Below are 26,979 nucleotides of genomic sequence, written 5' to 3' on the forward strand. Positions count from 1 at the left end.
TGCTCTCGTCTCGGTACGTCGGGAAAATTTGCGAGGAAAGATCCCGCGTCGGACCTTCGGCATCTCGTTTGGCACGAGTTTGTGCCTCACTGCGATGCGAGGGGAGGGAATCGAACCCACGAACGTCTACACGAGCGGATCTTGAGTCCGCCGCCGTTGACCGCTTGGCTACCCTCGCAGGCGTCCCGTACAGCGGTCGGCTGTACGAAGCTGTCTTTATTCGGGCTTCGTGCCCACCTCTGCCTACGGTCGTCGGATATAAACCAGCTACGGAATCGCCCTCGAGACGTGAGCACGCCTCGTCGGTGAACGGATTGCTGTCCCGCTCGATCGGTGTGCTCGCTTCGAGTCACTGTGTGCTGGGATGACCGACAGGAAACCGTATATGGATTCCCACAGGCGACGGCATACGGACTGATGTATCGATGTCCCGGCGCGACCGCGAGCCCCCTGTGGCCGCGCCGGAACTGACTGACGGCAAACCGTCTCATACGGATTACTGTACCGATTTACCGGCGCAACCGCCGCCCGGGTCGCGGTTGTGCCGAAAATGACCTACAGTAAACCGTATCAGTCGCCGTCGATTTCCAGATCGATCGTCGACGGGTGACGACGTGTCGCGTAGACTTTTCGCACGCCGTTGTCGTGTAGCCCCGTTCCACACACACCACGGCCGACCGCCGCACGCGCCCGTGACAGATCGACGACGTCGGCTCCAGCGACGATGTCGACGCCAGCGTCGAACAGTGGGCCCGGTAGCAGCGACGCGGTCGCGCCGACGAGAACCACGGTCGCCTCCGGCGGTGCTGTCTCGAGGTAGCGATCGATCCCGCCGTAGATCAGCGTCGATCCAGTCACGAAGACGACTTCGGCACCGTCCATCGCTGCTGTCGTCTCCTCGGGAGTGTACGACCGCAGATCGACCGAATCCGGCGTCGACACCTCGTCCGGTAGCTCGCGTTCGACGACCCGTACCTCGACGTCGTCGAACTTCCGAAACGCCGGTTTGAACAGTCCGATCGTCACGACCGTTTCGACCGATGGAGAAAGCAGCGACATCGGATCGCCGTTCTCCCACGCGACGTACGGCGTCGAAACGGCGTTCACTATCGCGACGCCGACCACTCGAGCGAGGCGCTCTTCGGGCTCGAGCGCGTCGAACGGCCGCTCGATTTCGTCGACCAGCCACTCGAGCAGGTCGGTCGAGTCTTTCCCGCTCCAGCCGTCGGCGTCGAGGGCCGACGACGGTCGATGGGCAAGCCCGGCGACGGTCGTGGCATCGGAGGGCCGTTCACACTCTACGAGGACGGCCGCGTCTCCGACGGTCAACTCCTCCAGACGCGCCGCGAGTCCACCTCGTCGTTCGAGGTCGTCGACGACCGACGACAGGACGTGCGTATGCATTCTGCTCTCCCCATCGAGTCCGTTCGCGCAGACGGGACTCGAGTCCATCGGTTCCTCGAGGTCACGACCCCCGATGTCGAGACCACTCCTCTCTCGGGCGAAACACTGTGCCGAGTTGCCGGCGCAATCGTAGGCCGGGTCGCGGTTGCGTCGAAACTAGCTTCCGACCGGTAGCGACTCCTGATACGGTTTGCCGTCAGTCAGTTCCGACGCGACCGCGAACTCCTGCGGTCGCGCCGGGACATCGGTACACCAGTCCGTCTGAGCCGTCGGTCCGACCGTCACGCACTCGGCGTCGTAGATGCCAGTCAAATTTTCGACGAGAGAAAACCCTTTGAGTCTCTCTCACCGACTCTCGAGCAGTGACGCTCCCAGATCGGTCCGCGCTCTCCCGCCGAGACTACGTCCGGACGCTCGTCGCCGTCGGTGGAGCGAGTGCGCTCGCTGCCTGCCTCGAGACGGTCCGCGACGACGAGGAGCGGCTGATTCCGTCGGGAACCGACGAGCCCGGTTCGCTTCCTGCTCGCCAGCACGCCTGGAACGACACACTCCCGACCGACGACCACGGCAATGTAACGCCGCCGGAACACCACGTGCTGGTCGCACTCTCGCTCGCAGAGGGTGTCGATCCCACCGACGGTGACGCCCGCAAAACCGCCGAATCCGCGCTTCGAACGCTCGAGCGTGCCTACGAGTGGAGCAACGAGGGGCTGTTGTTTACACTCGGCTACACGCCGACGTACTTCACCCGGTTCGACGAGTCGCTGCCAGCGTCCGTCGACTTGCCGACACCGGAGCCGCTGCTCCGCGGGGGCACCCCCGCGCTCGACGAGTACGACGCCATCTTGCACCTCGCGAGCGACGAACCGGACGCCGCTCTCGAGGCAGAACAGGCGCTGTTCGGTGATCGGGAGACGGTCAACGGTATCGACCTCGAGACGGATCTCACTGGCGTCTTCGAGTCACTCGAGGATCGCCGCCGAACGGGATTCGTCGGCGAGGGGTTGCCAGCCGAGTACGTGGACGTTCCAGGCGTTCCCGATTCGATTCCGGAAGAAGCCCCGTTTTTTATGGGGTTCCGCTCGGGCTTTCGCCGAAATCAGGCGACCGAGGATCGGGTGACGATCGAGTCCGGCCCGTTCGCCGGTGGGACGACCCAGCAACTCTCTTCGATGGAGCTGCAACTCGAGGTCTGGTTCGAGCAGGAAAACCACTTTCAGCGGGTTTCGAAGCTGTTCAGCCAAGAACATGCTGCGGACGACCTCGTCGGCGACTACGGCGAGGCGCTCGCGGACTCGAACGGGCTGACCGACGAACGAATCGAGTCGACGGCGGCGGACGCACGCGAACACGGCGTCGTCGGCCACGCACAGAAGACTGCGCGCGCGAGAGTCGACGGCGAACCGCCGTTGCTTCGCCGGGACTTCAACACCGTCGACGGGGACCGACCAGGGCTGCACTTCCTCTCGCTGCAGCGCGAGATCGACGACTTCGTCCGGGTCCGCGAAGCGATGAACGGGGAGGCCCTCGACGTGCCGTCGGCGAACAACGGCATCCTCCACTACGTCTTCGTCGATCGGCGCGGTAACTACCTGATTCCGCCGCGGTCGCTGCGGGCGCTTCCGTCGCCCGACCCGGATGCGGAGTACAGAACGGACGATTGACCGAGCGAGACCAACAGCCATGCACGAGACAGACGCCAACCGTCGTATCGACCGCCGAACCCTCCTGACAGCCACCGCCGCAGGCACGCTCGCGCTCGCCGGGTGTGCTGGCGACGACGGCGGCGACGATGACGAGGGAGAGACGAACGACGAAGCCGAGTTCGAAGATCTCGCTGTCGGGCCCGAGTTCCTCGAGATCGAAGACCCGCCGGACGCGGTGTACCTGCCGACCCACCGGGAGTCGATGCGAACCTACGATCCGATCGATGCCGGCGATTACACTCTCGCACCGATGGTCTCCTATCCCCATCCGTTCTGGATCGTCGCGGGTGGAGCGGGAGAAGACAACGTCGCACGAGAAGAACCCGACGATGGGCGCGGCGTTCACGTGATGGTTACTCTCTGGGACGAGGCGACCGGCGTCGTCTTGCCGGTCGACGACGGGGCAACACTCCGTCTCTACAAAGACGGCGAGCAGGTCGGCTCACCGCGGTCTCCCTGGGCGATGCTCTCCCAAGAGATGGGGTTTCACTTCGGAGACAACGTCTCGCTACCCGAGGACGGCACGTACACCGTCGAGGTCGACCTGCCACCGCTTGCGACCCAAACGACGGGCGACCTCGAGGGCCGGTTCGACGAGAGTGCAACGGCGAGGTTCGAGTTCGTCTACGACGACGAGTTCCGCCACGAGGTCGCCGACGGCGTCGACTACCTCGACGAGGAAGAGTGGGGGCGACGGGACGCCCTCGAGCCGATGGATCACGGCGGACACGGTCACGGGAGCGATCACGGCAAAGAGCACGAGCATCACAGTGGCGAACACGACGATCACGAGGGCGGCGACGAACACCAAGACCACGCCCACGTCCCGTACTCCGCACTCCCCGCGATCGACGACTATCCCGATCGGCTCCTCGTCAGTCCAGACGACGGTCGTCCCGACGAACACGAGGACCTCCCGCGAAGCGGCGACGCGGCCGTCCTCGCGACGCTGTTCGAGTCCGGGTTCCGACTCGCGGACGGCGACGAGCAGTATCTCCTCGTCTCGCCACGCACACCCTACAATCGCGTTCCGCTCGCTGACGCATCGCTCTCGGCGACGATCGAACGCGACGGCGACACCGTCGCGGACGATATCGGCCTCGGGCAGACCATCGACGGCGAGTACGACCACCACTACGGTGTGTCGGTCGCCAACATCGAACCGGGGGACTCGGTGACGGTCACCGTCGAGTCGCCGCCACAGGTCGCCCGCCACCAGGGGTACGAGACGGCGTTTCTCGAGATGCCGGCGGTGGAACTCGAGGTCCTGGGGGAGACCTGATCGTGTTCGAACGCTCGCGACTGCCGACTACTGCTCTCGCGCTCGCACTCGTCTGTGCCGTCGCAGGCACGGTTGTGGTCGGGACGTTCGCGGCCCCCGCCGCGGCCGGCGACAACATCGCGATCTTCGCGCTCGATCCTGCCGAAACCGACGCGGAAGTCGGCGAGACGATCGAGATAGACCTCGTAGTGAGTACTCACGGGGACTACGTCGGGGATGGGATCGACGAACTGTCCGCGACCGTCGTGTACGACGCCGATGTCTTCTCTGTCGCGGAGGTGACTCACGGCGAGATGCTCGCCCACGGCGATCCGGACGCAGAAGTCACCGGGTCCTCCGAGGTTGCCGACGGCGAAGTGACGATCAGCCAGGAACGCGAACCGTCCGGCGACGGCGCAGCGACGACCGAGCCAGCGGCCACGATCGCGTTCGACATCGCCCCGGACGCGCCGACGGCCAACGAGACGCTCGAGATCACCGACGCGTCGGCGATCCTCGTCAGCGACTATCCACAGGGAACGATCGAACGCGAGTCGACCGTCAGTATCGACGCCGTCGAGACCTCCAGTGGCTCGAGTGCGAGCACCGACGCCGTGCCCGGAGTCGGTGCAATACCGGTTCTCGCCCTCGGTGGCGCGGGTCTGATTCTCTACTTGGTACGCCAGGGCCGCTCGTAGCCGAACTATTGATGGCGAAGGTACCGTTCCGACCGATTTATCCTTGGGGAAACGACACTCGCGGACATGTTCCCTGACTCACCCCGCGGTCGCCTCGAGTGGGCGGTGACGGAGTCGCTGATCGTCCTCGGCATTTTCCTCTTCTGGGTCGCCATCGCAGTCGCGGTCACGATCCTGTTGCGGCTGCTTTTCCTCCCGTTTCAGCTAATCGGGAGGGAGATATTTTTGCCACTCGCCGAGTTCGGACCGACGATGATAACCGGCTTCTGGAGCGTCGTCGTCCCGCTGACGATCGTCACCGCGACGCTGTACGTCTTCGTCAGAGCTGGGACCCTTCTCGTCGACTACTATCGCTGGACCGCCCCGGAAGCGTAGCCGAGCTCTCCCTTGCTGGCAGGTACAGACTGGTTGCGACGCCCGATAGCGATCGATCGGCATCGTCTGGTTGCTGTTCGCTCGCTCGCAATGCCAACGTTGACACTCTCTCGAGTGGGACACTCGAGACAAGACATGACCGAGGTTGAGACGTCACGGACGAAGGCGTGGTTGATGGCGGCACGCCCGCAGACCTTGCCAGCGGCTGCGGCACCCGTCATCGTCGGGACTGGCCTTGCGATCCACGAAGGCGTGTTCGCGCCCTGGCCGGCGCTTTTGGCTTTCGTCGGTGCAGCGCTGATCCAGATCGGGACCAACTTCGCGAACGACTATTACGACGCGGTCAAGGGGACAGACACCGAAGACCGGGAGGGCTTTACTCGAGTTACGCAGGCTGGCATCATCTCGCCCGGGCAGGTTAAATTCGCGACAATCGTCACGTTCGCGCTGGCGATTCTCTCGGGAACCTACCTCGTCTACGTCGGCGGCGTGCCGATCCTCGTGATCGGACTCGTAAGCGTCCTCTGTGGCTGGGCGTACACGGGCGGACCCTACCCGCTTGGCTATCACGGACTGGGGGATCTCTTCGTCTTCGTCTTCTTCGGGATCGTGGCGGTGATGGGAACGTTCTACGTGCAGGCAGCGGCTGTCCTTCTCGCACAGCCGTTCCCGGTGTCGGTCCCCGAGGGAACCGTCACCGTCGAGGCGTTCGTCGCCAGCCTCCCCGTCGCTTCCATCTCGACGTGTATCATCATCGTGAACAACGTCCGCGACAAAGAGACCGACGCCGAAACTGGAAAGCGAACGCTTGCAGTCCGACTCGGCTACCGCTGGAGTCGCGTCGAGTTCGTCGCGTTGCTCGCGCTCGCCTATCTCGCGCCGCTGTGGTTCTGGCCCGTCTCCGGCGAGTTCGGCCCTGCGGTCTTGCTGCCGCTTGTGACCCTGCCCTACGCTGCCATCATCACCCGGACCGTCTGTACGCGAACCGACGGCGAGGCACTGAATCCGGCACTCGAGGCGACCGGGAAACTGCTCGCACTCTACGCCGCTCTCTTCGCGGCGGGGCTCTCACTATGAATTCGAACGGAAACGATCGCTCGGCGTCGGCTCTCGAACTCGAGATTCGGTCGTTCTCTCTGCCCCTCGAGCAGCCGCTCGGGACGGCCGGCGGGTCGATCGAGTCCCGCGACGGGTTTCTAGTGCGGGTCGTCGATCGGACGGTCGACGAACCGACGGCAACGAGCGTCGGCTACGGCGAGGCGACACCGCTTGCCGGGTGGACCGAGTCGCCCGACGACTGCGAAGCAGCCCTCGAGCGCGCCCGAACGGCGATCAGGTCTGGTGGGCCAAGCGGCGCACTCGGGGAAGTCGACGAACAGGTCGCGGCCCGCCATGCGGTCTCGCTCGCACTCGCCGACCTCAAGGCTTCCCAGTCGGCGACGCCGCTGTATCGACACCTCGGACAGGAGTCGATGGTCGGTCGCGTCCCGGTAAACGCGACGATCGGTGACGGAACGCCCGACGAGAGCGCACGGACAGCCATGGACGCGGTCGAACGCGGTTTCACGTGTTGCAAGCTGAAAGCCGGGCTCCGCGATCTCGAGGAAGACGTCGCCCGCGTCCGCCGGGTTCGCGAGATGGTCGGCTCCGATGTCGAACTCCGGGTCGACGCAAACGAGGCCTGGACCTATGCCGAGGCCGAACGCGCACTCGAGGCGTTCGACGAACTGGACGTTTCGGTCCTCGAACAACCCCTTCCAGCGGGTGCGCTCGAGGGCCACGCAGATCTCCGTGAAGCGGCCGGCGAAGTCGAGATCGCACTCGACGAAGGCGTCCTCGAGCACGGCATCGACGGGATCTGTAGCGCCGGCGCGGCCGATGTCGTCGTCCTGAAACCGATGGCACTCGGCGGTGTCGACGTCGCCTACGAGGTCGCAGCGTGGGTGAGCGAACTCGAGATCACGCCGCTTGTGACGACGACGATCGACGGCGCCGTCGCGCGAACGGGTGCCGTCCACCTCGCGGCGGCGATCCCCGACGTTCCTGCCTGTGGGCTCGCGACCGCAGAGTTGCTCGCCGAAGATCTCGGCCGCGATCCGGTCGTCCTGGAGAACGGTGCGGCAGTGATCCCACAGGCGAAGGGACTGGGTATCGACGGGGTGTGGCCGGACTGATGCCCGAGCTCGGAGAACTGACCACGGACCTGCTCTCGACTCGCGTCGCTGCCACTCCCGAAGCCACGGCCCTGATCGACGTCGAGACCGACCGCGAGTGGAGTTACGCCGAGTTCGACGAGCGCGTCGACGCCACTACTCGAGCACTCGCGTCCCTCGAGACCGACTCGTCTCGGATCGGAGTCCTGATGGGCACTCGACCCGCCTTCGCCGTCGTTTTCTTCGCCACGATGCGGATGGGGAGGACCGTCGTTCCGCTGAACGTCCGCGAGACGACCGAGACGCTCGCAGGGAAGGTCGAACGAACCGATTGCGAGACGATCGTCTGTGACCGCGAGACGGAGTCGACGGCACTCGAGATAGCCGACCTGGCGGATGCTGGGCCGGTCGTCTCTGTCGACGAGCCCAGGGCAGGAACCGTCGAGTATCTCTCCGATCCGACGGAAGACGGCGTCTCGAGCGCGTCGGATCGCGAAATCGATCCCGACGACACTCAGTTGATCATGTTCACGTCGGGCACCTCCGGCGAGCCGAAAGGTGTCCGACTGACCGTCGGCAATCTCGTCGCGAGCGCGACCGCTTCGGCGTTCCGGCTCGGCGTCGCTCCCGACGACCGGTGGCTCTGCTGTCTCCCGATGTACCACATGGGTGGGCTCGCACCCGTCCTCCGGTCGACGCTGTACGGAACGACCGTCGTGATCCAGCGCGAGTTCGACCCGGACGAAACCGTCGCTATCCTCGAGGCGTACGACGTCACCGGCGTCTCGCTCGTCCCGACGATGTGCAAGCGACTGCTCGAGGGCGGCTGGGAACCCGCCGACTCGCTGCGGTTCGTCCTGCTCGGCGGTGCGCCTGCAACCGAGGACTTGCTCGAGCGCTGCCTCGAGGCCGGCGTCCCCGTCCACCCTACCTACGGGATGACCGAGACGGCCTCCCAGATTGCGACGGCGACGCCCGCAGAGATACGGTCGCACGAGGGAACCGTCGGCCGGCCACTCGTCGGCACCGAGGTGACTGTCGTCGACGATGGCGGCAAACCAGTTTCGCCGGGTGAACCCGGAGAACTCGTCGTCTCGGGGCCGACGGTGACGCCGGGCTATCTCGAGGACGAGCAGACTGCTGCAGCCATCGGAGAACGAGGGCTACACACGGGTGATATCGGGTACCGCGACGAGGGCGGCCGGCTCTGGATCCTCAACCGCCGAAGCGACCGGATCGTCACGGGCGGCGAGAACGTCGACCCCGGCGAGGTGATCGACGCCCTGCGCTCCCATCCGGCGGTCGACGACGCCTCCGTCGTCGGCCTCCCCGACGAGGAGTGGGGCGAACGGGTCGCTGCTGTGATCGTGCCAGTGGGAGACGGCCTCGAGTACGCATCGGTGCTCGAGCACTCCGACGAGCGACTCGCGGGGTTCAAGCGGCCAAAGACGCTCGCGGCCGTCGACGAACTTCCCCGGACTGCGTCGGGGACGGTCGATCGCGAGGCAGTTCGAGAGCGATTGCTCGAGGACGGCGTCGACGTGAGTGACGTTCTTCGGTAATCCTCGGTCGACTGATGGTTGCGGGAGACGGCGCCGGCTCGTCGAACGCACTCACCGCACGGCCTTTGAGGTTTCAAATACCGTGGGATACTGACGTTGTAGCGACAACTGCGAAGCCCCGACAACAACGACTGATAGGGAGCGTAGCTGAGGTGGCTAAACCGGTCGCGATGGCACGAGTTTCAGGCTGTGGTCGAACTGCTGACCGTGTACGCTACGCCCACGAGACAGCCAATCGGAATAGTGAGCCACCATGTGAGGGCGAACCCGACGGCGACAACGATACCGGCCAGTTCGAGCGCGTTCGCCAGCGCCGACCCCGCCGCCGCTGACCCGACTCCTGTAACGAAGAAAATCGCCGCAATAGGGACGAACGCCGCGACGTACGTCGCCGCAGCGCCGACGACACCTCTCAACACACCGCTGAATGCGGTCTGGGTTTGGATGGCTCGCCATCCGGCCACTCCGATAAGAAACGCTGTCGGTGCGGCAATGACCGATCCGACCGTCGAGGAGTAGACGACCCAGTGGAACTCGAGCGCTGCAAAGTACGGCGACCAATCGAGGCCGAGATGGCCGGAATTGACGAGCCAGACTGATAAAACGTACAGTGCGGCCGAAAGGACGGCACCGATCGCGGCTGCGTATCCTGCAGCGATATCGTCTCGGTCCGTTCTGGGGCCGTATTGGTCGTAGGCAGTTCGGAGGGCGTGCTGGTTGGAGGGCAGCATACGATATATTACTGTTCTAACTAATTATAAATGCTTTCTTCTGTTGAAACGATCGAAGTGTACCGACCCGTGGAGACTGCGACTGCTGTGGCTGGGAGTTTGCGAGTTGCGTTCGTTCGATTACGTCCTCCCGATTCGACCGTCGCCCACAGACAAGTTAAGAGTCTGCTATCCGTACTACGAGTCGTGTGTACGCTCACGCTCGCGTGGCAGGTTTTCGACGACGCACCGGTCGCGGTCGCAGCGAACCGAGACGAGCGCCTCGAGCGCGACTCGATTTCGCCAGACGTCTACAGCGAGGAGCCGAGGGTCGTCGCGCCGCAGGACGCCGAGGCTGGCGGCACCTGGATCGGCTACAACGAGTTCGGCGTCTTCGCGGGAATCACGAACCGCTGGATCGACCACGAGCTGGCCGGTGACCGTTCCCGTGGACTGCTGGTGGCGGACGTCCTCAAGGCGCGTTCGGCTGCCGAAGCAGCCGCACTCGTCGAGGACACGACTGCCGCCGACGAGTACGACGGCTTTCACCTGGTGATCGCCGACGCCGAGAACGCGTACTGCTACCAGTGGGACGGGGACCTCGAGATCACGGAATTCGATCCTGGCGTCCACGTCGTGGTCAACGTCGCGGTCGACGACGACGCGGACGTCCCGTCCGCTCGGGCGGACGCGGCTCGAGCGCAGGCCGAAAACGGCCGCGAGATTCGCAAAGAGCTTTCGGTTCTGACGGACGAGAGAGGGGAGCCGACCGAGACGGTCACAGCGTGGCTCGAGCGTGCCGGCGACGTGCTCGGTGACCACGAGTACGGCGTCTGTCTCCACGAAAACGGCTTTGGAACTCGGTCGTCGTCGTTGATCGCGATCGGTCCCGAACAGTCGCCGCCCGCCGCTCGCTACTCGTTTGCGGCCGGACCGCCGTGTCAGACTGAGTACGATCGACTCGAGGTGTCACTCTCGGAACCGGAGACGGAAACGGACACCACGAGCGAGGTCGACGACGAAAGGCACATTTAAGCGGCTCCCCGACTCTGTTGTGGACATGGACGAACTCCTGCCTGTCGCGGCGAGCACGGAGGGGTGGTCACCGTGAGCGTTCCTGCGGTCGAACAAGAACTGTCCGAGGACGAGCACGCCGGGCTCGAACTCGTTCGCGAGACCGGTGGCATCCACCAGAGCGACTTCTGGAAGGAACTGGACGTCTCCTCGCGCAAAGGGAGTCGGATCGTCGAATCGCTCGTCGAGAAGGAACTGGTCGACCGCGAGGAGACCGTCTACGACGGGCACAACACCTACTATATCAGCCCGACCGCACGGGATCTGGATTTCACACTCCTGATGGCCGGCGACATGCTCTCGCCGTTTATCGGCGAGGAGGAGGTCGATCCCAACAGCGACGCCTTCTCGCAGTGGATCATGAACCTCGCCTACGAGGAATAACCGTTTTTCGACGGTCGAGTCACTCGCTGCCGACGTACGCCGTCGCTTCGATTTCGACGAGTAGTTCCGGCGAAATCAGTCGGTTCACCTCGACCATACTCGTTGCCGGTCCAATCTCCCCGAACACTTCGGCGTGTGCTCGTCCGATCGCGTCCCAGTCGTCGATGTCGACGACGTAGATCCGCGTCCGAACGACGTCCTCGAGCGTGGTGTCGGCCTCCTCAAGTGCGTTCTGGATGATTTCCAGCACGTAGCGTGTCTGTTCGGCAGGATCGTCGCGGCCGACGACGTTCCCGTCCTCGTCCGTCGCGGTCGTCCCTGAGACGTGGACGTGGGGACCGGCTCTGACGGCTCGAGAGTAGCCGACGCGTGACTCCCACTCGGTCTCCGAAGAGACGTGCTGCCGTGATCGATCCATGGGCGACGTCGTGATCGAACCTCCTTAGTTACTGATGGTGTTCGGTCGATTTCGAGAGACGCCGATCAGGTACAGACCGATGGCCACCGCCTGAACGAGCACCACGAGGAAAACGCTCTCCACGAGTAGTGCGGCGACGATACTGAAGACGAACGCGCTGATACCGATTACGAGTGGGGATCGACGGTCGTGAGCCACGGCTTCGCGGTACACGAAGCGTGCGATGAACGCCTGAACGACGAGGTAGATGGGGGCACCAATTCCGATTGCGGGCATACGCTCCCATCTATGTAAGACTGCATAACGTTGGTGTGTCTACGAGCGCGTTCGTCGAGTGGCTGTCGACAGTTCCGTCACTCGAGCGCGCTGGCCGCTCGAATAATCTCTTCCTCACCAAACGCGGGACCGATTAGCTGCAGGCCGACAGGAAGTCCGTCGGTTTCACCGGCGGGAACCGAAATCGCGGGCAGGTCCGCGAGGTTGACCGGCACCGTGTTCGCGTCCGCGAGGTACATCTGGAGCGGGTCGTCGAGACTCTCGCCGAGTTCGAACGGCGGCACGGGCATCGTCGGCGACGCGAGGACGTCGGCGTCGGAGAGCGCCTCGTCGAAGTCCTGTTTGACCCACGCTCGAGCGTCCTGAGCTTTCTTGTAGTACTTGTCGTGGTAGCCTGCCGAGAGCGCGTACGTGCCAAGCAGGATGCGCCGTTTGACCTCGTCCCCGAACCCTTCCTTGCGGGCCGCCGAGAACGCCTCGTTCCAGTTGCCGTCGTAGCCGCCGGAGTTGCCGTAGCGGACGCCGTCGAACCGCGCGAGGTTCGAGGACGCCTCTGACATCGCGATCACGTAGTAGGCCTCGACGGCGTGTTCGACCGACGGCAGGGAGACCTCGTGGTACTCCGCACCTTGTTCCTCGAGGTCGGCGATGGCGTCCCAGAAGGTCTCGACGACGCCCTCGTCGGCACCCTCGAGTAGTTCCGTGGGGACGCCGACCGAGAGGTCGTCGATGTCGGCGGTGGCGGCGTCTGCGTAGCGCTCGCCCTCGAGTTGGGGCTCACGCGTGGTCGCGTCACGGTCGTCGGGGCCCGCGATCACGTCCAGCAGTTCGGCCGCGTCCTCGACGCTGTTTGCGAAGGGACCGATCTGCTCTAGGCTGTTGCCGTAGGCGACGAGCCCGTATCGCGAGACCAGTCCGTAGGTGGGTTTGATGCCGACGACGCCACAGAACGCGGCCGGACAGCGGATCGAGCCGCCGGTGTCGGAGCCGAGCGCGACGTCTGCCTCGCCTGCGGCGACCGCGGCGGCCGACCCACCGGAGGAGCCGCCGGGGACGTGACCGGATGCGGCGGGGTTGTCGACGGCACCGAAATTCGAGGTCTCCGTGGTCGTCCCCATCCCGAACTCGTCCATGTTTGCCTTGCCGACGATGGTCGCGCCCGCCTCTTTTAGTCGGCAGACGACCGTCGCATCGTACGGCGGGACGTACTCTTCTAACATCGCCGATCCGCAGGTCGTCCGGACGCCCTCGGTGGAGATGTTGTCCTTGACGGCGACGGTCGTACCTGCAAGCGGCCCGTCCTCGTCGCCCTCGATACGCTCCTCTGTGATGAAGATATTCGCCGACATGATCAGGAAACGTTCGGGCCTTTGAAGTGGCCATCCTCGGTCTCCGGCGCGTTCCGGAGCGCTTCCTCGCTGGAAAGCGATTCTCGTTTCTCGTCCGGTCGCATCACGTTCACAAGGTCGGCCTCGCGGTCGACCGCTGGCACCTCGTCCAGCGTCTCGAAGTACTCGAGGATGTCCGCGAACTGCTGAGTGAACCGACCGACCTCGTCGTCGGCGAGGTCGACGCGGGCCAACTCCGCGACGTGACGGACCTCCTCGGGGCTGACGGCGTCGTCGCTCATACGTGTTCGAACCCGCCTCCGGGGAGTAAGGGTTTCGATACGTGGGAACTGGCCACCGGGTCGGCTCGAGTCGGTCGTTTCGTTCGAAACGTCCTGTAGTTACAGAACATCTCACCGAAAGCTTTAAGTAACCGAGATTCTTTACTAGAGAGCACTACAGAGCGTTTTCATCGACGTTTCGATCGGTCACAATACATGACTGATTCCAGCATACGAACCCGCAATGACCAGCGACACCAGGCCGACCGAGTCGAATCCCGTGACGAGACGACCGAGCGCGAGCAGTGCCCCGAGTGTAGCGGTCGCCTAGTCTCCGACGACGAACGTGGCGAGACCGTCTGTGAGGACTGTGGCCTCGTTGTCGACGAAGGAGAAATCGACCGCGGCCCGGAGTGGAGAGCCTTCGATTCCGCAGAGAAAGACGAGAAAAGCCGGGTCGGCGCACCGACGACGAACATGATGCACGACCAGGGGCTGTCGACCAACATCGGCTGGCAGGACAAAGACGCCTACGGCAAAGCCCTCTCGAGTCGCCAGCGCCAGAAGATGCAGCGCCTGCGCACCTGGAACGAGCGGTTCCGAACCCGCGACTCGAAAGAGCGCAACCTCAAGCAGGCACTGGGCGAAATCGACCGGATGGCTTCTGCCCTCGGCCTGCCGGAGAACGTCCGCGAGACTGCAAGCGTCATCTACCGACGTGCACTCGAGGAGGACCTCCTGCCAGGTCGCTCGATCGAAGGCGTCGCGACCGCTGCGCTGTACGCCGCCGCCCGACAGGCCGGCACCCCCCGCAGTCTCGACGAAATCTCTGCCGTCTCCCGCGTCGAGAAAGACGAAATCGCCCGCACCTACCGGTACGTGGTCCGGGAGCTTGGCTTGGAGATCCAGCCGGCCGATCCCGAGAGCTACGTGCCGCGGTTCGCGAGCGACCTCGACCTCCCCGACGAGACCGAACGGCGCGCACGCCAGTTACTCAAGACCGCCAAAGACGCCGAAATCCACAGCGGCAAGTCTCCCGTCGGGCTGGCCGCCGCCGCGGTGTACGCCGCAGCGCTGCTGACCAACGAGAAAGTAACCCAGAACGACGTCAGCGAGGTCGCAAGCATCTCCGAGGTCACGATCCGCAACCGGTATCACGAACTCCTCGAGGCCGAAGAGGGTGCGCCAGTCTGACCGACTCTGCCGGTGAGAACGGACCACGGTATTCGAACTCGTTCTCTTTCGCGTTCGTTCACTGCGTTAACCAGCTCGTACTGAACAGGTCGATGCTCGCCTGCGGAGTGTGGCGTTCGCTCCGTCACCTGTCGTTTGGCGGAAGTCGTAGACACGCTCAAGGTGCACTCGAAGACTGGCGACGTCGAGCACGTGGACCCGTCTCTCTGTTCGACAGATCGGCTCCGAATCTGACCGTCACCCGCTCGTAGGCTGGTTTTCAAGCTCTATCGGATCGTATACGACGATATGGTCACCTCGAATCCGGCAGTCGACCCGGCGTCGCTCGCGACGAACGTGGGAACGTCGACGTTCAGGTCGGTAAACGGCCTCCGGTTGCACGCGCGAGTCGCCGGCGACCCAGACGACCCACTCGTCGTATTGCTCCACGGCTTTCCCGAGTTCTGGTACGGGTGGCACGAGATGATCGAGCCGCTCGTCGAGGCCGGCTTTCGCGTGGTAGTCCCGGACCAGCGAGGGTACAACCGCAGCGAGAAACCACAGTCGGTGCGAGCGTACCGCCGGCCCGAACTCGCGCGGGACGTGGCGGCGCTGATCGACACCGAAGACCGGGCCACGGCGGACATCGTCGGCCACGACTGGGGCGGGATCGTCGCGTGGGACCTCGCGCTTTGCCATCCCGAGGTCGTCGACCGACTCTCCGTCGTCAACGCGCCCCACCCGACCGCGTTTCGACGACAGTTGCTCTCGAATCCCGAGCAACTGCGTCGGAGCTGGTACGCCTACAGTTTCCAGCTTCCCTGGCTTCCCGAACGGCTCTGTCGGTACGACGACTTTCGGCTCCTCGAGCGAGCGCTCCGTGGAACCTCGGCACCGGGAACGTTCTCCGACGCGGATCTCGAGCGATACCGGCGTGCGTGGCGGCGGGAAGACGCTCTCGAGGGGATGATACACTGGTACAGGGCCACCGCACGATATCCGTCACCCTCACCGCGGGACCGCGTCGACGCGCCGACGCTCGTCGCTTGGGGTGAAGCTGACACGGCGCTCGTCCGCGAACTGGCACTCGACAGCTACGACCACTGTCGCGACGGACATCTCGAGTTGTTCGCGGACGCGAGCCACTGGCTCCAGCACGAAAAGACCGATCGGCTGGTCGATCTGCTGTGTGAGCACCTGTAGTCGGTCCGGCGTCGGGCTTTCGTACGGTTTGCTGTCAGTCAGTGCCGGTGCGACCGCGAGCGCGCCTGCGGTCGCGCCGGGACATCGGGACAGCAGTCCGTATCAGGTGACGGGGGCCGATCTCGCGCACGTCTATCGTTCGATCAACTCACTCAATAATCATCGAGTACTGCTTCGTTCCGGTCGAAAGTAGCTGTTTATCACGTGTCCGTCAATCTGTTTCCCCCGAGTAAAAATGATACCGAACATATTCGTAGACAGGGGTTTATACTGCCGTTTAGAACGCAGCACTATGGTGCAAGCGACCCTCACGGTCACCCTGCCCGAGCAAGTCTGGGTGCAACAGGTCTCGAGTGCGTATCCGGCGGCGACGTTTCGCGTCCTCGCGGCGGTACCGGGCTCGGACAGCGGGTTCGCCCTTGTCAGGGTCACCGGCTCGGACGTCCCGGACGTGATCGACGACATGGACGGTCATCCCCAGATTACCGAGCTGACGCTCGCCCAGTGGAGCGAGAAGGAAGCGACCGTTCACTTCGAGACGACGGCACCACTGTTGCTGTTTTCCTCTCGGGAGTCGGGAATGCCGATCGAGCTGCCAGTCGAGATCAGCGACGGCGAGGCGACGATCGAAGTCACCGGCTCACGTGACCGGCTTGCCGGGCTTGCCGAGCAACTCGAGAACTTCGGACTCCAGTATCGTATCGAAAACGTCCACGAACGGCTCCACGGAACCCAACTGCTCTCCGAACGACAGCTCGAGGTCGTCGTCGCTGCCGTCGAAGAAGGATACTACGATACGCCCCGGGAGTGTTCGCTAACGGAGCTGGCAGACCACCTCGACATCGCGAAGTCGACCTGTAGCGAGACCCTCCACCGGGCAGAAGAAGCGATCGTCAAACGGTTCGTCGATGACCTGCCGACGACCGAGGAATCGCTCGAAAAGCAGTTCGTCTCGAGCCGATAGAATTGAACTCGGTCCGTGGAGTTTCAGGCTGGCAAGCGAGAGATGGCTATTGGCGGGGAGAAACAGTAGCAGATCCGTGAAATTAGTGTTGTTTGCTACCGGTTTCCATGTTTCTCCATCTTGTTCAGGTAGATGAAATCCATGGCACGAGCTACGGAAAATATCTGCCGTGGGTAATAGTGGGCAACGCTTATTCAGCAATAAGTCCAAGTCGGTAACATGACAAAAGTAGATGTTCGGGACCTCCGAACGAACGAGACCGATGACCGAGGTCGAATCTATCTCGGGACGGAGTATGCGAACAAGCGTGTGACCGTTGCCGTCGTCGAGGTAGAATCTGACCAGCCCGACGAAGACGAACTGGCTGCTGCGTACCGCGAGGCATCTGAGAGTGCGGAAGAGCTTGCAGAAGAGTGGGACGACGAATCGGACGAGGCGTGGGACGGGCTGGATAAATGAGCGAAGACTCGGAACTTCGTCGCGGCGACGTCGTTATCGTTCGACTTGCTCCTGCGGAAGGGCACGAAATGAAGAAAACTCGCCCTGCGGTAGTCGTCCAGAACGATGTTGGGAATACAAATGCTAGTACGACTATCGTTGCCCCTGCGACGGGGACATATCGGGGCTATCCGTTCGAGATTCTCGTCGAAGCGGCGGAATCACCGTTCGAGAAAAATTCCTCGATTCGCCTCGATCAAATTCGTGTCATCTCCATCGAAAAGCGGATTCACTCGGTGCTTGGAAGCCTCGACACAGAGACGATGGAGACAGTGGACGAAGCGCTAAAACTGAGTCTCGGACTGGACTAACGTATCTGCTGTGATCAGTATAGCGAACCGCTGGAGGGCTCTTGCTACCATGATACGACTATTCTTTACACCAGAACTAACGGTTCTGTTTCAAGGAAACAATCAGTCTGTACGTGTAGTGTCCGCTGGCTCCAGTGATCGGTCCACCGCTCATATCCTTCGATACGAACGGCACTGTCTAGTACTCGGCCAAGCGTCGACTGCTGCGTGAACCCAGACGACTGCATTCGGTTTCACTCATCCGTTCAGGCTTGCCAAAGCACTAGTGGCGGGCCAAGCCTGCACTGATGGGTCGAATCTGGCGGTGTGGCTCGATTCGACCCGTCAGTCGACGGTTGGGACGGTACTAGTGGCGGGCCAAGCCTGCACTGATGAGTCGAACCCGGCCACGTGGGCCGGTTCGACTCGTCGGTCGACGGTTGGGACAGTACTAGTTCAGCACCTCCTCGGCTGGTGTTCGACCATCGAGTGCTTGATTCGGCCGATCGTGGTTATAATGATGTCTGAAGCGTCTCAGCCACCGTCTTGCGCTCGTTGGACTGCCCCGCCAGAAGGAGTGAAAGCGGTCGATCTGCATTGAGGCGGTCTGAACCCACTTTTCGACGTGGTTTCGATCACTGTAGTTGAGCTGGCCGCTCAAGTCGTGGCGTGCAAGGGCAGTCAGATAGCCGCCAGCATCGACAAGAAACTCCGCATCGCCGATCTCGTGTTTCTCGATGAGACGGTGTAGGAACGCCGCCGCGGGGTCAGTCCCGCGGCGACTGAACACGTCAATTTCGAGCAGGAGTTTCGATTCTGTATCGATCGTCGCGTACAGCCACTTTGTCTCGCCGTCGACCTCGATCTGTTTCTCGTCGACCGCGACCCGCGACGGCGCTGCCGTCGGCGGGTCGCTCTGTGCCTCCCAGAGTTTGTGCGTCCAGTTCCAGACCGCGCCGTGAGAACGGCCAATGCCGAGGAATTCGAGCACTGCGACGACTTCTCGAACCGATAATCCCATCGAATGGAGACGCACCCCGAACACCCTGACGGGTGTCTGGGTGCGCTCGTTCTCCCAAACCTCATCACAATCTACGTCTACGGTCTCTTTGAGCAGGTTGGCGAGTTGCATGAGCACTTCTCGCCACCACCTGCTCGTTCCTCAAACTCTCATCTAGACAGTGCCGTCCGGGACGAAATCCCCTGGATCATCGAAGAAGACGGCGAGACGCCGATCGTCCACACCGCGGACGACGAGTACGAACGCCGACTGCTCGAGAAACTGGCCGAGGAGGTCACGGAGTTTCAGGAGGACAAAGACATCGAGGAACTGGCCGACGTACTCGAGGTCGTCCACGCTATCCGGGCCCACGAGGGAATCTCGAGGGAGCGCCTCCAAGAACTCCGCTCCGAGAAAGCCCAGGAACGGGGACGGTTCGCGGAGCGGATCGTGCTCGAGCGAGTGGAGTAGCGTAGTTCACTCGAGCCGAACGATCGAACGGCTTTTGCGACGGCGGGCGGTACGACTCACCGATGGACGTACTGATCGTCGGCGCGGGATCGATGGGGACGTGGTTCGGGCAGGCTATCGACGCACCCGTCACGTTCGCCGACGTCGACCCGGAGGCCGCGGTCGAAGCCGCCGACGTCGTCGGGGATGCCGATGTCACGGATCTCGAGGCTGACGATCGCTACGACGTCGTCTGTTTCGCGGTGCCGATGGCACACGTCACCGACGCGGTTGCCGCCCACGCGGATCGTGCCGAGCGAGCGGTCGTCGACGTTTCGGGCGTGATGGAACCAGCCGTCGAGGCGATGCGGGAACACGCTCCCGAACGCGAGCGAGTGAGTCTCCACCCGTTGTTTGCCCCCGAGCGTGCTCCCGGTTCGATCGCGGTCGTTCGCGACCGCGAGGGGCCAGTAACGGAGGCGTTGCTCGCGGACCTCGAGATGGGGGGCAACGACCGCCACGAGACGACGGCGGCCGAGCACGACAAGGCGATGGAGACGGTCCAGGCGACGACCCACGCAGCCGTCCTCGCGTTTGCGCTGGCGGCGGAGTCGGAATCGATCCCCGGGGGGTTCGAAACGCCGATTTACGAGCAGATGAAGACACTCGCCGAACAGATGACCGAGGGGACGCCGCGAGTCTACGCCGACATCCAGGACGCCTTCGACGGTGCGGACGTCGTCGCGGAGGCAGCACGTCGAATCGCGGCCGCCGACGGCGACGAGTTCGAGCGACTGTACCGAGACGCAGCGGCCCAATGGCAAGAGGGTGATCACGAATGAGCGACCAGCGTGAGGCGATCCGATCGAACGCGAAGTACCTGCGGAACGTCCGACCGATCGACCCCGAGGAGATCTGCGAGTACGTCGAGGGGACACCTCATCCCGCGGTCGTTCGCCAGCACCTCCGCGAAGACGCGCCCGTCCTCGGACTGATCGAACGCGATGACGGGAGCTTCGTTCCCGTCGAGGACGACCCCGTCGGGCCAAACCAGCGACCGGTCACCGAGTTCCCCGCCGAGTACGGAAACGCACTCGAGGAGTTGCTGGTCGACCGCTACGGTGTCGACTGGCACGAAGACGCCGCAGGGAACCTGCTACGGTCGACGATCCGTCGGTTCAAGGACCGCTACCTCGAGGGCCGCCACGTCGAGTACGACGAGGACGTCGCGTCGGGCTATGCGATCTACCACCTGCCGGGGTATTACGCGGCGATCCAGTACGCACTCGACGATCTGGCCGAGCGCGGGTTGCTCGGACGGAACCTGCGGGTGCTCGACGTCGGGGCCGGCGTCGGCGGGCCCGCGCTGGGTCTCTCTGACTACCTCCCTGACGACGCCTTACTCGAGTACCACGCGATCGAACCGAGCGCGGCCGCGGATGTCCTCGAGAAACTGCTCGCGGAGACGGGCCGGAACGTACACACGACGGTCCACCGGGAGACTGCCGAGGCGTTCGACCCCAGTTCCGTCGCCGACGACTCGTTCGATCCGAGCGACGCCGACGACGGCTTCGACCTCGTGCTCGCCTGTAACGTCCTGAGCGAACTGGAAGACCCCGAGGCCGTCCTGCAGACGTATCTCGAGACGCTCGCACCCGACGGCACCCTGCTCGCGATGGCACCCGCAGACAGGAACACGAGCATCCAGTTGCGCGACCTCGAGCGGGCTGTCGAGGACGAACGCCGCCACGACGGGACGGACGAAGAAGTTACCGTCTACAGCCCTGCTGTCAGGCTCTGGCCGAACGAACGGCCGTCCGATCGGGGCTGGTCGTTCGACGTTCGACCCGACCTCGAGGTGCCGTCGTTCCAGCGCAACCTCGAGGACGCCGCAGACGTTTCGGACCGCGAGTTCGTCAACGTCGACGTCCAGTTTTCCTACTCGCTGTTGCGCGTCGACGGCCGGCGTCGGATCGATTTCTCGCTCGAGACCGAAGACTGGGCGAAGATGGCCGAGATGGATCGCCACGTGACGAATCGGATCGACATCGTCGCGGCGAAACTGAGCCGATCGCTGAGCGAAGACGACGCCGGTCGTTCGGGGTCGAATCCGCTGTTCAAGATCAGCGACGGCAGCGAGTCGATCGATCACTACGCCGTCGTGACTACGGAGACGGCACTCAACCGGCCGTTGTTCGAGGCCGATTACGGCGACGTCTGCTCGTTCGAGCGAATTCTCGCGCTCTGGAACGGCGACGAAGAGGCGTACAATCTGGTCGTCGACGAAGAGACGATCGTCGACCGGATCACCTGACCGACGGCGAAGTCGAGAGACGTGGAAGCGGTGTTCTTTTCGCACCGGCGGCCGACGATCCGGTATGAGCGACTCCCTCGAGATCCTGTTGACCAACGACGACGGGATCGACAGCACCGGTATCCGGGCGCTGTACGACGCGCTCTCCGAGCGCGCTGACGTGACCGTCGTCGCTCCTGCGAACGACCAGAGTGCGTGTGGTCGCTCGATCTCACACGAGGTCGACGTCTACGAGCACGAACTCGGCTACGCGCTCGACGGGACGCCCGCCGATTGCGTCGTCGCGGGACTGTCCGCGCTCACGCCGGAGACGGTGCCGGACCTGGTCGTCGCTGGCTGTAACGAGGGAGCGAACCTCGGCGAGTACGTCCTCGGGCGGTCTGGAACGATCAGCGCTGCCGTCGAAGCCGCCTTCTTCGACGTGCCTGCGATTGCGACATCGATGTACGTCCCCGTCGGCGACATCTCGTTCCAGGATGTCACACTCGAGGCCGACGATTTTGCAGAAGCGACTCGCGTAACGACGTTCCTCGCGGAACACGCACTCGAGGCCGGCGTCTTCGAGCACGCCGCGTACCTCAACGTCAACGTGCCGATCGCAGACGGTGAGCCAGCGCCGATCGAGATCACTCGTCCATCGAAACGCTACGAGATGGACGCCGAACGCGACGGCGATCGGATTCGTCTCAAGGATCGAGTCTGGGAGTCGATGGATCCCGAGGCGATCCCCGATCCCGAGGGAACCGACCGTCGCGCCGTCACCGAAGGTCGGAGCAGCGTCTCACCGCTGACCGCCCCCCACTCGACGAACCACCACGAACTGCTCGCAGAACTCGTCACGCAGTACCACGCCAAGATCGGGATCGGCGAACCAGACAGTTGACGCCTCGGGTGACTTTCAGAATTCGGTGGCGATCCCGGGTGATTTGTACCCTGGTGACGAACAGTCTCTCTATGGTAACGGTCGAGATCGAGTACTGCGTTCCCTGTGGCTTCCTCTCGCGTGCACAGGACGTCCAGCATGCCCTCCTGTCGACGTTCGGTGAGGAACTCGAGGCAGTCACGCTGCGAACGGGAACGGATGGTGTGTTCGTCGTCCGGGTCGGCGACGAGGTAGTCTTCGACAAGGCAGAAGACGAGTTCGATGTCGATGGGATCGTCCGACAGGTTCGAACGCATCTGTAGCGTTTGTGCCCGAAATCGCGTGTCAGGTCCCACCGATCGGCTTGCACGTCGCAGGGCCGATTCCCTTCGGCACGGGAGGCCGTATCGGCATCGATCGACGTTGTCGGTACGCTGGATGCGATACAAATATATGTGCGATGAAATCGAAACGAAAGATAACTGCGTGCTCGCGGATCGACGGTCGAACCGTCGTCTGTGACAGCGCTATCGTCACCGTTCATGCAAACGAAACGTAGCCAACCATGGTACTGAACTCACTCTGGACTCGTCTCTCGTCTCTCTTGTCAGGGGGGTCGACCGACGATTCGTCGGCCGACGAGTCCGCGACGACGGAAGAATCGGACGCCGAACAGCGAACAGACGAGACGTTGAGCTACGCCGAAGAGATCGAGTACGGCGTCGACGAACGGGCCCTCCCCGACGAGGACAAGGTTCTCAGGCTGCTTGTCAACCGCGGCGGTCGGGTCAACCAGGAGACTGTCCGGGAAGAGACTGGCTGGTCGGAGGAACGACTGGCCGACGTCATCAGCCGCATGGAAGACGATGACCAGATCAGCGCGATCACGGTCGGTCGAAAAGAGGTCATCTGTCGGCGCGGGTTCGAACCCAAAGGGTATCGGTCACATATAAACGAGTAGCCCGAGTGAGTTTGCGGTCCGGCCGCGTATGAAGGCCGAATTTCCTTCCCTCTGGTGGACTTTATCTCGTCCATGCTAGAACTTGCACTGCTGTTTTTCGTCATCGCGATCGTTGCCGGCGCGCTCGGCGCGACCGGCGTCGCCGGACTCACGATGAGCATCGCCAAGTGGCTCGTGTTGCTGTTTCTCGTGCTCGCCGTGCTATCGCTCCTGCTGTAGTCACGAGACCGCTCGCCGAGTGGCGACAGGCACCTCGTTTTCGGCCGACTCGAGCGAGCCGACCCGACGGCACCGCCGGGGTCGGCGACGGACGGAAGGTGTGCCGGTAAACTGTCTCGCTCGTCTGGGTTGCCGTCCCGATGTTCCGGTGCAATCGACCCGAAGCGGTTACACCGGAACTGATCGGCCAGACACCGTCTCGTACGGATTGCTGTAAGTCATCGACGGTGCAACCGCGCTCAATCTTGCGGTTGCACCGGTAAATCGTTACAGCAACCCGTCTCAGAAACTGACCCTAGCCGCTCTAAATTTATCTCGGGCGGTGGCGAACAGGCAACTATGACGAACGGGACGGCAGAGACGACTCGCGTCTGGCTGGTCGAACGCACCTACTCGGACGACGAGCAGAACCTGATCGTGCTCACGTACGCGACGACCGACGGAAGCCAGTACTTCCGGAAGGAACGGGCGCTGACATCCTGCTCCGACGCCCGGGAGACGACCGCAGCGGTCGCAGCCGAGCCATCCAACCTCGGCTCGATTGACGATCCCGAACTGGAAACACAGTACGCCGCCGAGGCGACGCGAATGGCGAAACAGTACGACACGGACGACACGATCTAACTTACTCGACGATGACGACCGCCGACGCCGTCTCGATCATCTCTCCCTCGCCGGAGTAGGTACGCTCGAGTTCGACCTCGAACAGATCGTCCTCGAGTTCCTCGCCAGCAACTCGAAGCACGTTCTCATCGTCGTCAATTTCGTACTCGCCGCTCTCGATGCCGGCGTCGATCTCGCCGACTTGTTCGCCGTACTGTGGCCCGACCTGCGAGTAGTCGAGGTCGATCGCGGCGACTTCGGTGGTGATCTCCGGTTGGTCGTCGAGCACCTCGAGGGCGTCGACGTGCATCACGTTCGCGATGGCGTCCGCGAAGCCGTCGATTTCGCCGTAGACGGCCACCGCGTCGAGATCGGCGTTCAGCGGGAGTTGGTTCTCGCTCTTGTACCGGCGCAGCGCCGAGATGACCTCCATCGCGGTCTCGCCGGCAGCAAGGTCGGCGTCGTACCCCTGCGGTCGCGGCCACTCGCGGGTGTGGACACTGGTCTCTGCGAGGTTGCCGTCCGCTGCGTAACCGGACTGCCAGATCTCCTCGGTGACGTGGGGTAAGAACGGTGCCCACAGCTCCAGGAACGTGCGGTGAGCCGTCCGCAAGGCGTACTGCGTCGACGGGTTGTCCTCGCGTTCTTTCGCAATCTCGAGGTAGTCGTCACAGAACGTGTTCCAGAAGAACGTTCGGAGGCGATCGCGGGCTTTCGCGAACTCGTAGTTCTCGAACTGATCCGTGAGCTCCTCGATGGCGTCGTCGAGTTCGGCGAGCAGCCAGCGGTCGATCGGCTCGAGCTCTGTGGGTTCGTCGGGAGCACGCGGCGCGAGGTTGTCGACCAGCTTCGAGGCGTTCCAGAGTTTGCGTAGCAGTTTCTCGCCGGCCCGGAGGTCTTTCTCCTGGTACGGGAAGTCGTCGCCGACGGCGGCGCTTGCGGCCCAAAAGCGGACGGCGTCGACGGGGTACTCCGCGAGTACCTCGTCGGGCGCGACGACGTTGCCCCGCGATTTGGACATCTTCTCGCGGTTTTCGTCTAAGACGTGGCCGTTGATCATCGTCGCGTCGAAGGGCACCTCGCCGGTGTGTTCGTAACACTTGACGACGGTGTGGAACAGCCAGAACGAGATGATATCGTGGCCCTGGGGACGCAGGTCGAACGGGTACAGTTCCGGCTTCTCCATGGTGAACGTCTCTGCATCGGCGTCCCAGTCCCAGCCGGCGTTGATGAGGGGGGTCAGCGAGGAGGTCGCCCACGTATCGAAGACGTCCTCTTCGGCGACGAACTCGTCGCCGCCACACTCGGGACAGGAATCGACGTGTGGCTCGTCGGAGAGAGGATCGACCGGGAGCTCCTCCTTCCGAGCGACGATCTCGTGGTCGCAGTCCGCACAGTACCAGACCGGGAACGGAATCCCCGAGTCGCGCTGGCGCGAGATGAGCCAGTCCCACTCGAGGCCCTCGATCCAGTGTTTGTAGCGGGTAAACATCTTCTCGGGGTACCAGTCCATCTCCCGTCCGGCCTCGAGGTACTCCTCTTTGTGATCTAAGATCTCGACGTACCACTGCTTGGAGACGCGGAACTCGACGGGCGTGTCACAGCGTTCGTGGACCTGGACGGTGTGGGAGATCTCCCAGCGGTCACGGAGGTAGCCTTCCTCCTCTAAGTCGTCGACGATGGCCTCGCGGGCCTCCTCGGTGGACATGCCCTCGTAGTCGCCGGCGAGTTCGGTCATCGTCGCGGACTCGTCGATGGCGACGCGCAGCGGCAGGTCGTGGGCCTGGTACCACTCGATGTCCTTCTGGTCGCCGAAGGTACAGCACATGACGATCCCGCTGCCTTTCTCCATGTCGACGCGCTCGTCGGCGATGATCGGCACCTCGTGGCCGAAGATCGGGATGCGAGCGGTCTCGCCGACGAGGTCCTGATTCTCGTCGTCGTCCGGATGGACGAAGACGGAGACACAGGCCGGGATCAGTTCGGGGCGCGTGGTAGAGATGACGAACTCGTCGCGGTCGGTGCCGGCACTCGTCACCTCGAACGCGACGTCGTTGAAGTGTGAGCCGCGTTCGTCGTCTTCCATCTCGACCTGCGAGATCGCAGTCTCGCAGTCGGGACACCAGATCGCCGGTGCTTTCTTGCGGTACTCGCGGTCGTTCTCGTAGAGGTCGATAAAGGAGAGCTGGGAGATCCGCTGGACGCGCGGTTCGATCGTCTTGTAGGTGTTGTCCCAGTCGATCGAACAGCCAAGCCCCTGCATCTTGTCGGTGAACTCGGCCTCGTACTCCGAGCAGACATCGCGACAGAGTTCCTGGAACTCGCGGCGTTCGTAGTCCTGGTGGCGGATGTCTAGTTCTTTCTCGGTCAGGCGCTCGGAGGCGATCCCGTTGTCGTCGTAGCCAAAGGGGAACAGCACGTCGCCGTCGTGCATCCGCTGGAAGCGCGCCGCGAAGTCCTGCAGCGTGTGGCCGTAGAGATGGCCCATGTGCAGACTCCCCGACACCGTCGGCGGCGGCGTGTCGATCGCGTAGACGGTGTTCGGGTCGCGTTCGGCATCGCTCTCGTAGGCGTAGACGTCCTCGTCGACCCACGCCTCCTGCCAGCGGTTCTCGACCGCTTCGGGGTCGTAGCCACCCTCGAGGGTCGGTTCTTCGCGCTCCTGTTCCATGCTCATGCTCTCACCGCCCGTGACGGGCGTTGTCGGTGCGTCGATCGCGGAGTCGTCGGTGTTCGGTCGTCCATAGCTGATACTGGCCGTTGATCGGTGAATTTCGGTCTGGAACAATACATCCGTCGAAACGGGGCGGGA

The 26,979-nt window shown here is 63.3% G+C and carries 31 protein-coding genes and 1 tRNA gene; 22 read left to right on the forward strand and 10 right to left on the reverse strand.

The genetic code is table 11. The features are described from left to right. Window positions 1-95: 95 nt before the first annotated feature. The 3 genes from NATGR_RS00985 to NATGR_RS19135 all read right to left on the reverse strand — a co-directional run bounded on the left by NATGR_RS00985 (window position 96) and on the right by NATGR_RS19135 (window position 1,716). Window positions 96-178 (reverse strand) — tRNA-Leu (locus tag NATGR_RS00985). A 392-nt stretch (window positions 179-570) separates the two neighbouring features. After that, window positions 571-1,404, reverse strand: coding sequence for a Rossmann-like domain-containing protein (locus NATGR_RS00990; RefSeq protein WP_231990853.1), 834 nt, complete (start codon window positions 1,402-1,404; stop codon window positions 571-573). 156 nt (window positions 1,405-1,560) lie between these two features. Then, a complete protein-coding gene (locus NATGR_RS19135; RefSeq protein WP_155897270.1) occupies window positions 1,561-1,716 on the reverse strand; it encodes a hypothetical protein in 156 nt (51 codons plus the stop codon). Window positions 1,717-1,766: 50 nt separating this feature from the next. Between NATGR_RS19135 and NATGR_RS00995 the strand changes: the two genes are divergently transcribed. From NATGR_RS00995 to NATGR_RS01025, 7 genes are all read left to right on the forward strand, one after another. Next, window positions 1,767-3,068: a DUF7405 family protein gene (locus NATGR_RS00995; RefSeq protein ID WP_005580013.1), complete on the forward strand. Its 1,302-nt coding sequence runs from the start codon at window positions 1,767-1,769 to the stop codon at window positions 3,066-3,068. Window positions 3,069-3,087: 19 nt separating this feature from the next. Next, complete coding sequence (locus tag NATGR_RS01000) at window positions 3,088-4,392, forward strand: DUF7350 domain-containing protein (protein ID WP_005580014.1); 1,305 nt, start codon at window positions 3,088-3,090, stop codon at window positions 4,390-4,392. A 2-nt stretch (window positions 4,393-4,394) separates the two neighbouring features. After that, window positions 4,395-5,069 carry a cohesin domain-containing protein gene (locus NATGR_RS01005; RefSeq protein WP_005580016.1) on the forward strand — a complete coding sequence of 225 codons (675 nt, stop codon included), beginning with the start codon at window positions 4,395-4,397 and terminating at the stop codon, window positions 5,067-5,069. 66 nt (window positions 5,070-5,135) lie between these two features. Continuing rightward, entirely contained in the window at window positions 5,136-5,444 is a 309-nt protein-coding gene (locus NATGR_RS01010) for a hypothetical protein (protein WP_005580018.1), read from the forward strand. A 135-nt stretch (window positions 5,445-5,579) separates the two neighbouring features. Continuing rightward, window positions 5,580-6,521, forward strand: a complete 942-nt coding sequence (locus NATGR_RS01015; RefSeq protein WP_005580019.1) for a 1,4-dihydroxy-2-naphthoate polyprenyltransferase — start codon at window positions 5,580-5,582, stop codon at window positions 6,519-6,521. Beyond that, window positions 6,518-7,618 carry a mandelate racemase/muconate lactonizing enzyme family protein gene (locus tag NATGR_RS01020; RefSeq protein WP_005580020.1) on the forward strand — a complete coding sequence of 367 codons (1,101 nt, stop codon included), beginning with the start codon at window positions 6,518-6,520 and terminating at the stop codon, window positions 7,616-7,618. The genes NATGR_RS01015 and NATGR_RS01020 overlap by 4 nt, the downstream gene beginning before the upstream one ends. After that, window positions 7,618-9,159, forward strand: coding sequence for a class I adenylate-forming enzyme family protein (locus tag NATGR_RS01025; RefSeq protein ID WP_015233202.1), 1,542 nt, complete (start codon window positions 7,618-7,620; stop codon window positions 9,157-9,159). The genes NATGR_RS01020 and NATGR_RS01025 overlap by 1 nt, the downstream gene beginning before the upstream one ends. 182 nt (window positions 9,160-9,341) lie before the next feature. Here the strand turns inward: NATGR_RS01025 and NATGR_RS01030 are convergent, their stop codons facing one another. After that, on the reverse strand, window positions 9,342-9,890 hold the full coding sequence (locus NATGR_RS01030; RefSeq protein WP_005580022.1) for a hypothetical protein: 549 nt from the start codon (window positions 9,888-9,890) through the stop codon (window positions 9,342-9,344). 186 nt (window positions 9,891-10,076) lie between these two features. Between NATGR_RS01030 and NATGR_RS01035 the strand changes: the two genes are divergently transcribed. Both NATGR_RS01035 and NATGR_RS01040 read left to right on the forward strand, forming a co-directional pair. Then, window positions 10,077-10,904, forward strand: a complete 828-nt coding sequence (locus tag NATGR_RS01035; RefSeq protein ID WP_005580023.1) for an NRDE family protein — start codon at window positions 10,077-10,079, stop codon at window positions 10,902-10,904. Window positions 10,905-10,976: 72 nt separating this feature from the next. Next, window positions 10,977-11,327: a helix-turn-helix transcriptional regulator gene (locus NATGR_RS01040; protein ID WP_005580024.1), complete on the forward strand. Its 351-nt coding sequence runs from the start codon at window positions 10,977-10,979 to the stop codon at window positions 11,325-11,327. A 19-nt stretch (window positions 11,328-11,346) separates the two neighbouring features. Here the strand turns inward: NATGR_RS01040 and NATGR_RS01045 are convergent, their stop codons facing one another. The 4 genes from NATGR_RS01045 to gatC all read right to left on the reverse strand — a co-directional run bounded on the left by NATGR_RS01045 (window position 11,347) and on the right by gatC (window position 13,651). Further along, window positions 11,347-11,745 carry a RidA family protein gene (locus tag NATGR_RS01045; RefSeq protein WP_005580025.1) on the reverse strand — a complete coding sequence of 133 codons (399 nt, stop codon included), beginning with the start codon at window positions 11,743-11,745 and terminating at the stop codon, window positions 11,347-11,349. A 24-nt stretch (window positions 11,746-11,769) separates the two neighbouring features. Beyond that, window positions 11,770-12,021: a hypothetical protein gene (locus NATGR_RS01050; protein ID WP_005580026.1), complete on the reverse strand. Its 252-nt coding sequence runs from the start codon at window positions 12,019-12,021 to the stop codon at window positions 11,770-11,772. 77 nt (window positions 12,022-12,098) lie between these two features. After that, window positions 12,099-13,370 carry an Asp-tRNA(Asn)/Glu-tRNA(Gln) amidotransferase subunit GatA gene (gene gatA, locus NATGR_RS01055; RefSeq protein WP_005580027.1) on the reverse strand — a complete coding sequence of 424 codons (1,272 nt, stop codon included), beginning with the start codon at window positions 13,368-13,370 and terminating at the stop codon, window positions 12,099-12,101. Window positions 13,371-13,372: 2 nt separating this feature from the next. Further along, complete coding sequence (gatC, locus tag NATGR_RS01060) at window positions 13,373-13,651, reverse strand: Asp-tRNA(Asn)/Glu-tRNA(Gln) amidotransferase subunit GatC (protein ID WP_005580028.1); 279 nt, start codon at window positions 13,649-13,651, stop codon at window positions 13,373-13,375. A 195-nt stretch (window positions 13,652-13,846) separates the two neighbouring features. Between gatC and NATGR_RS01065 the strand changes: the two genes are divergently transcribed. From NATGR_RS01065 to NATGR_RS01085, 5 genes are all read left to right on the forward strand, one after another. Beyond that, window positions 13,847-14,824: a transcription initiation factor IIB gene (locus NATGR_RS01065; RefSeq protein WP_015233204.1), complete on the forward strand. Its 978-nt coding sequence runs from the start codon at window positions 13,847-13,849 to the stop codon at window positions 14,822-14,824. A 288-nt stretch (window positions 14,825-15,112) separates the two neighbouring features. Next, window positions 15,113-16,006, forward strand: a complete 894-nt coding sequence (locus NATGR_RS01070) for an alpha/beta fold hydrolase (protein WP_005580030.1) — start codon at window positions 15,113-15,115, stop codon at window positions 16,004-16,006. A gap of 292 nt (window positions 16,007-16,298) precedes the next feature. Further along, the gene (locus tag NATGR_RS01075) at window positions 16,299-16,970 is read left to right on the forward strand and encodes a helix-turn-helix domain-containing protein (RefSeq protein ID WP_005580031.1); all 672 of its coding nucleotides are present in this window, start codon (window positions 16,299-16,301) and stop codon (window positions 16,968-16,970) included. 219 nt (window positions 16,971-17,189) lie between these two features. Next, complete coding sequence (locus NATGR_RS01080; protein WP_005580032.1) at window positions 17,190-17,429, forward strand: hypothetical protein; 240 nt, start codon at window positions 17,190-17,192, stop codon at window positions 17,427-17,429. Then, window positions 17,426-17,779 (forward strand): type II toxin-antitoxin system PemK/MazF family toxin, encoded by a 354-nt coding sequence (locus NATGR_RS01085; RefSeq protein WP_005580033.1) that lies wholly within the window; start codon window positions 17,426-17,428, stop codon window positions 17,777-17,779. Before NATGR_RS01080 ends, NATGR_RS01085 begins: the two co-directional genes overlap by 4 nt. Before the next feature lie 430 nt (window positions 17,780-18,209). Here NATGR_RS01085 and NATGR_RS01090 read toward each other — a convergent pair whose 3' ends face one another. After that, on the reverse strand, window positions 18,210-18,890 hold the full coding sequence (locus NATGR_RS01090; RefSeq protein WP_015233205.1) for an IS6 family transposase: 681 nt from the start codon (window positions 18,888-18,890) through the stop codon (window positions 18,210-18,212). Between NATGR_RS01090 and NATGR_RS01095 the strand changes: the two genes are divergently transcribed. The 8 genes from NATGR_RS01095 (at window position 18,885) to NATGR_RS01125 (ending at window position 24,188) form a co-directional block, all read left to right on the forward strand. Continuing rightward, entirely contained in the window at window positions 18,885-19,229 is a 345-nt protein-coding gene (locus NATGR_RS01095) for a nucleoside triphosphate pyrophosphohydrolase (protein ID WP_049887761.1), read from the forward strand. The genes NATGR_RS01090 and NATGR_RS01095 overlap by 6 nt on opposite strands. A 62-nt stretch (window positions 19,230-19,291) precedes the next feature. Further along, window positions 19,292-20,050 (forward strand): prephenate dehydrogenase/arogenate dehydrogenase family protein, encoded by a 759-nt coding sequence (locus NATGR_RS01100; protein WP_005580037.1) that lies wholly within the window; start codon window positions 19,292-19,294, stop codon window positions 20,048-20,050. After that, complete coding sequence (locus NATGR_RS01105; protein WP_005580039.1) at window positions 20,047-21,522, forward strand: small ribosomal subunit Rsm22 family protein; 1,476 nt, start codon at window positions 20,047-20,049, stop codon at window positions 21,520-21,522. Before NATGR_RS01100 ends, NATGR_RS01105 begins: the two co-directional genes overlap by 4 nt. A 64-nt stretch (window positions 21,523-21,586) precedes the next feature. Continuing rightward, complete coding sequence (gene surE / locus NATGR_RS01110; RefSeq protein ID WP_005580041.1) at window positions 21,587-22,405, forward strand: 5'/3'-nucleotidase SurE; 819 nt, start codon at window positions 21,587-21,589, stop codon at window positions 22,403-22,405. A gap of 71 nt (window positions 22,406-22,476) precedes the next feature. Beyond that, window positions 22,477-22,707, forward strand: a complete 231-nt coding sequence (locus tag NATGR_RS01115) for a SelT/SelW/SelH family protein (protein WP_005580043.1) — start codon at window positions 22,477-22,479, stop codon at window positions 22,705-22,707. A 242-nt stretch (window positions 22,708-22,949) separates the two neighbouring features. Further along, window positions 22,950-23,345, forward strand: a complete 396-nt coding sequence (locus tag NATGR_RS01120; protein WP_005580044.1) for a helix-turn-helix transcriptional regulator — start codon at window positions 22,950-22,952, stop codon at window positions 23,343-23,345. A gap of 72 nt (window positions 23,346-23,417) precedes the next feature. After that, on the forward strand, window positions 23,418-23,564 hold the full coding sequence (locus NATGR_RS18630; RefSeq protein ID WP_015233206.1) for a DUF1328 domain-containing protein: 147 nt from the start codon (window positions 23,418-23,420) through the stop codon (window positions 23,562-23,564). A gap of 339 nt (window positions 23,565-23,903) precedes the next feature. Continuing rightward, window positions 23,904-24,188, forward strand: coding sequence for a hypothetical protein (locus tag NATGR_RS01125; protein WP_005580046.1), 285 nt, complete (start codon window positions 23,904-23,906; stop codon window positions 24,186-24,188). A 1-nt stretch (window position 24,189) separates the two neighbouring features. On the opposite strand, the gene NATGR_RS01130 is transcribed toward NATGR_RS01125, so the two are convergent. After that, window positions 24,190-26,844, reverse strand: a complete 2,655-nt coding sequence (locus tag NATGR_RS01130; protein ID WP_015233207.1) for a valine--tRNA ligase — start codon at window positions 26,842-26,844, stop codon at window positions 24,190-24,192. Window positions 26,845-26,979 lie beyond the last annotated feature (135 nt).

This window comes from Natronobacterium gregoryi SP2, from assembly GCF_000230715.2.
GTDB lineage: Archaea > Halobacteriota > Halobacteria > Halobacteriales > Natrialbaceae > Natronobacterium > Natronobacterium gregoryi.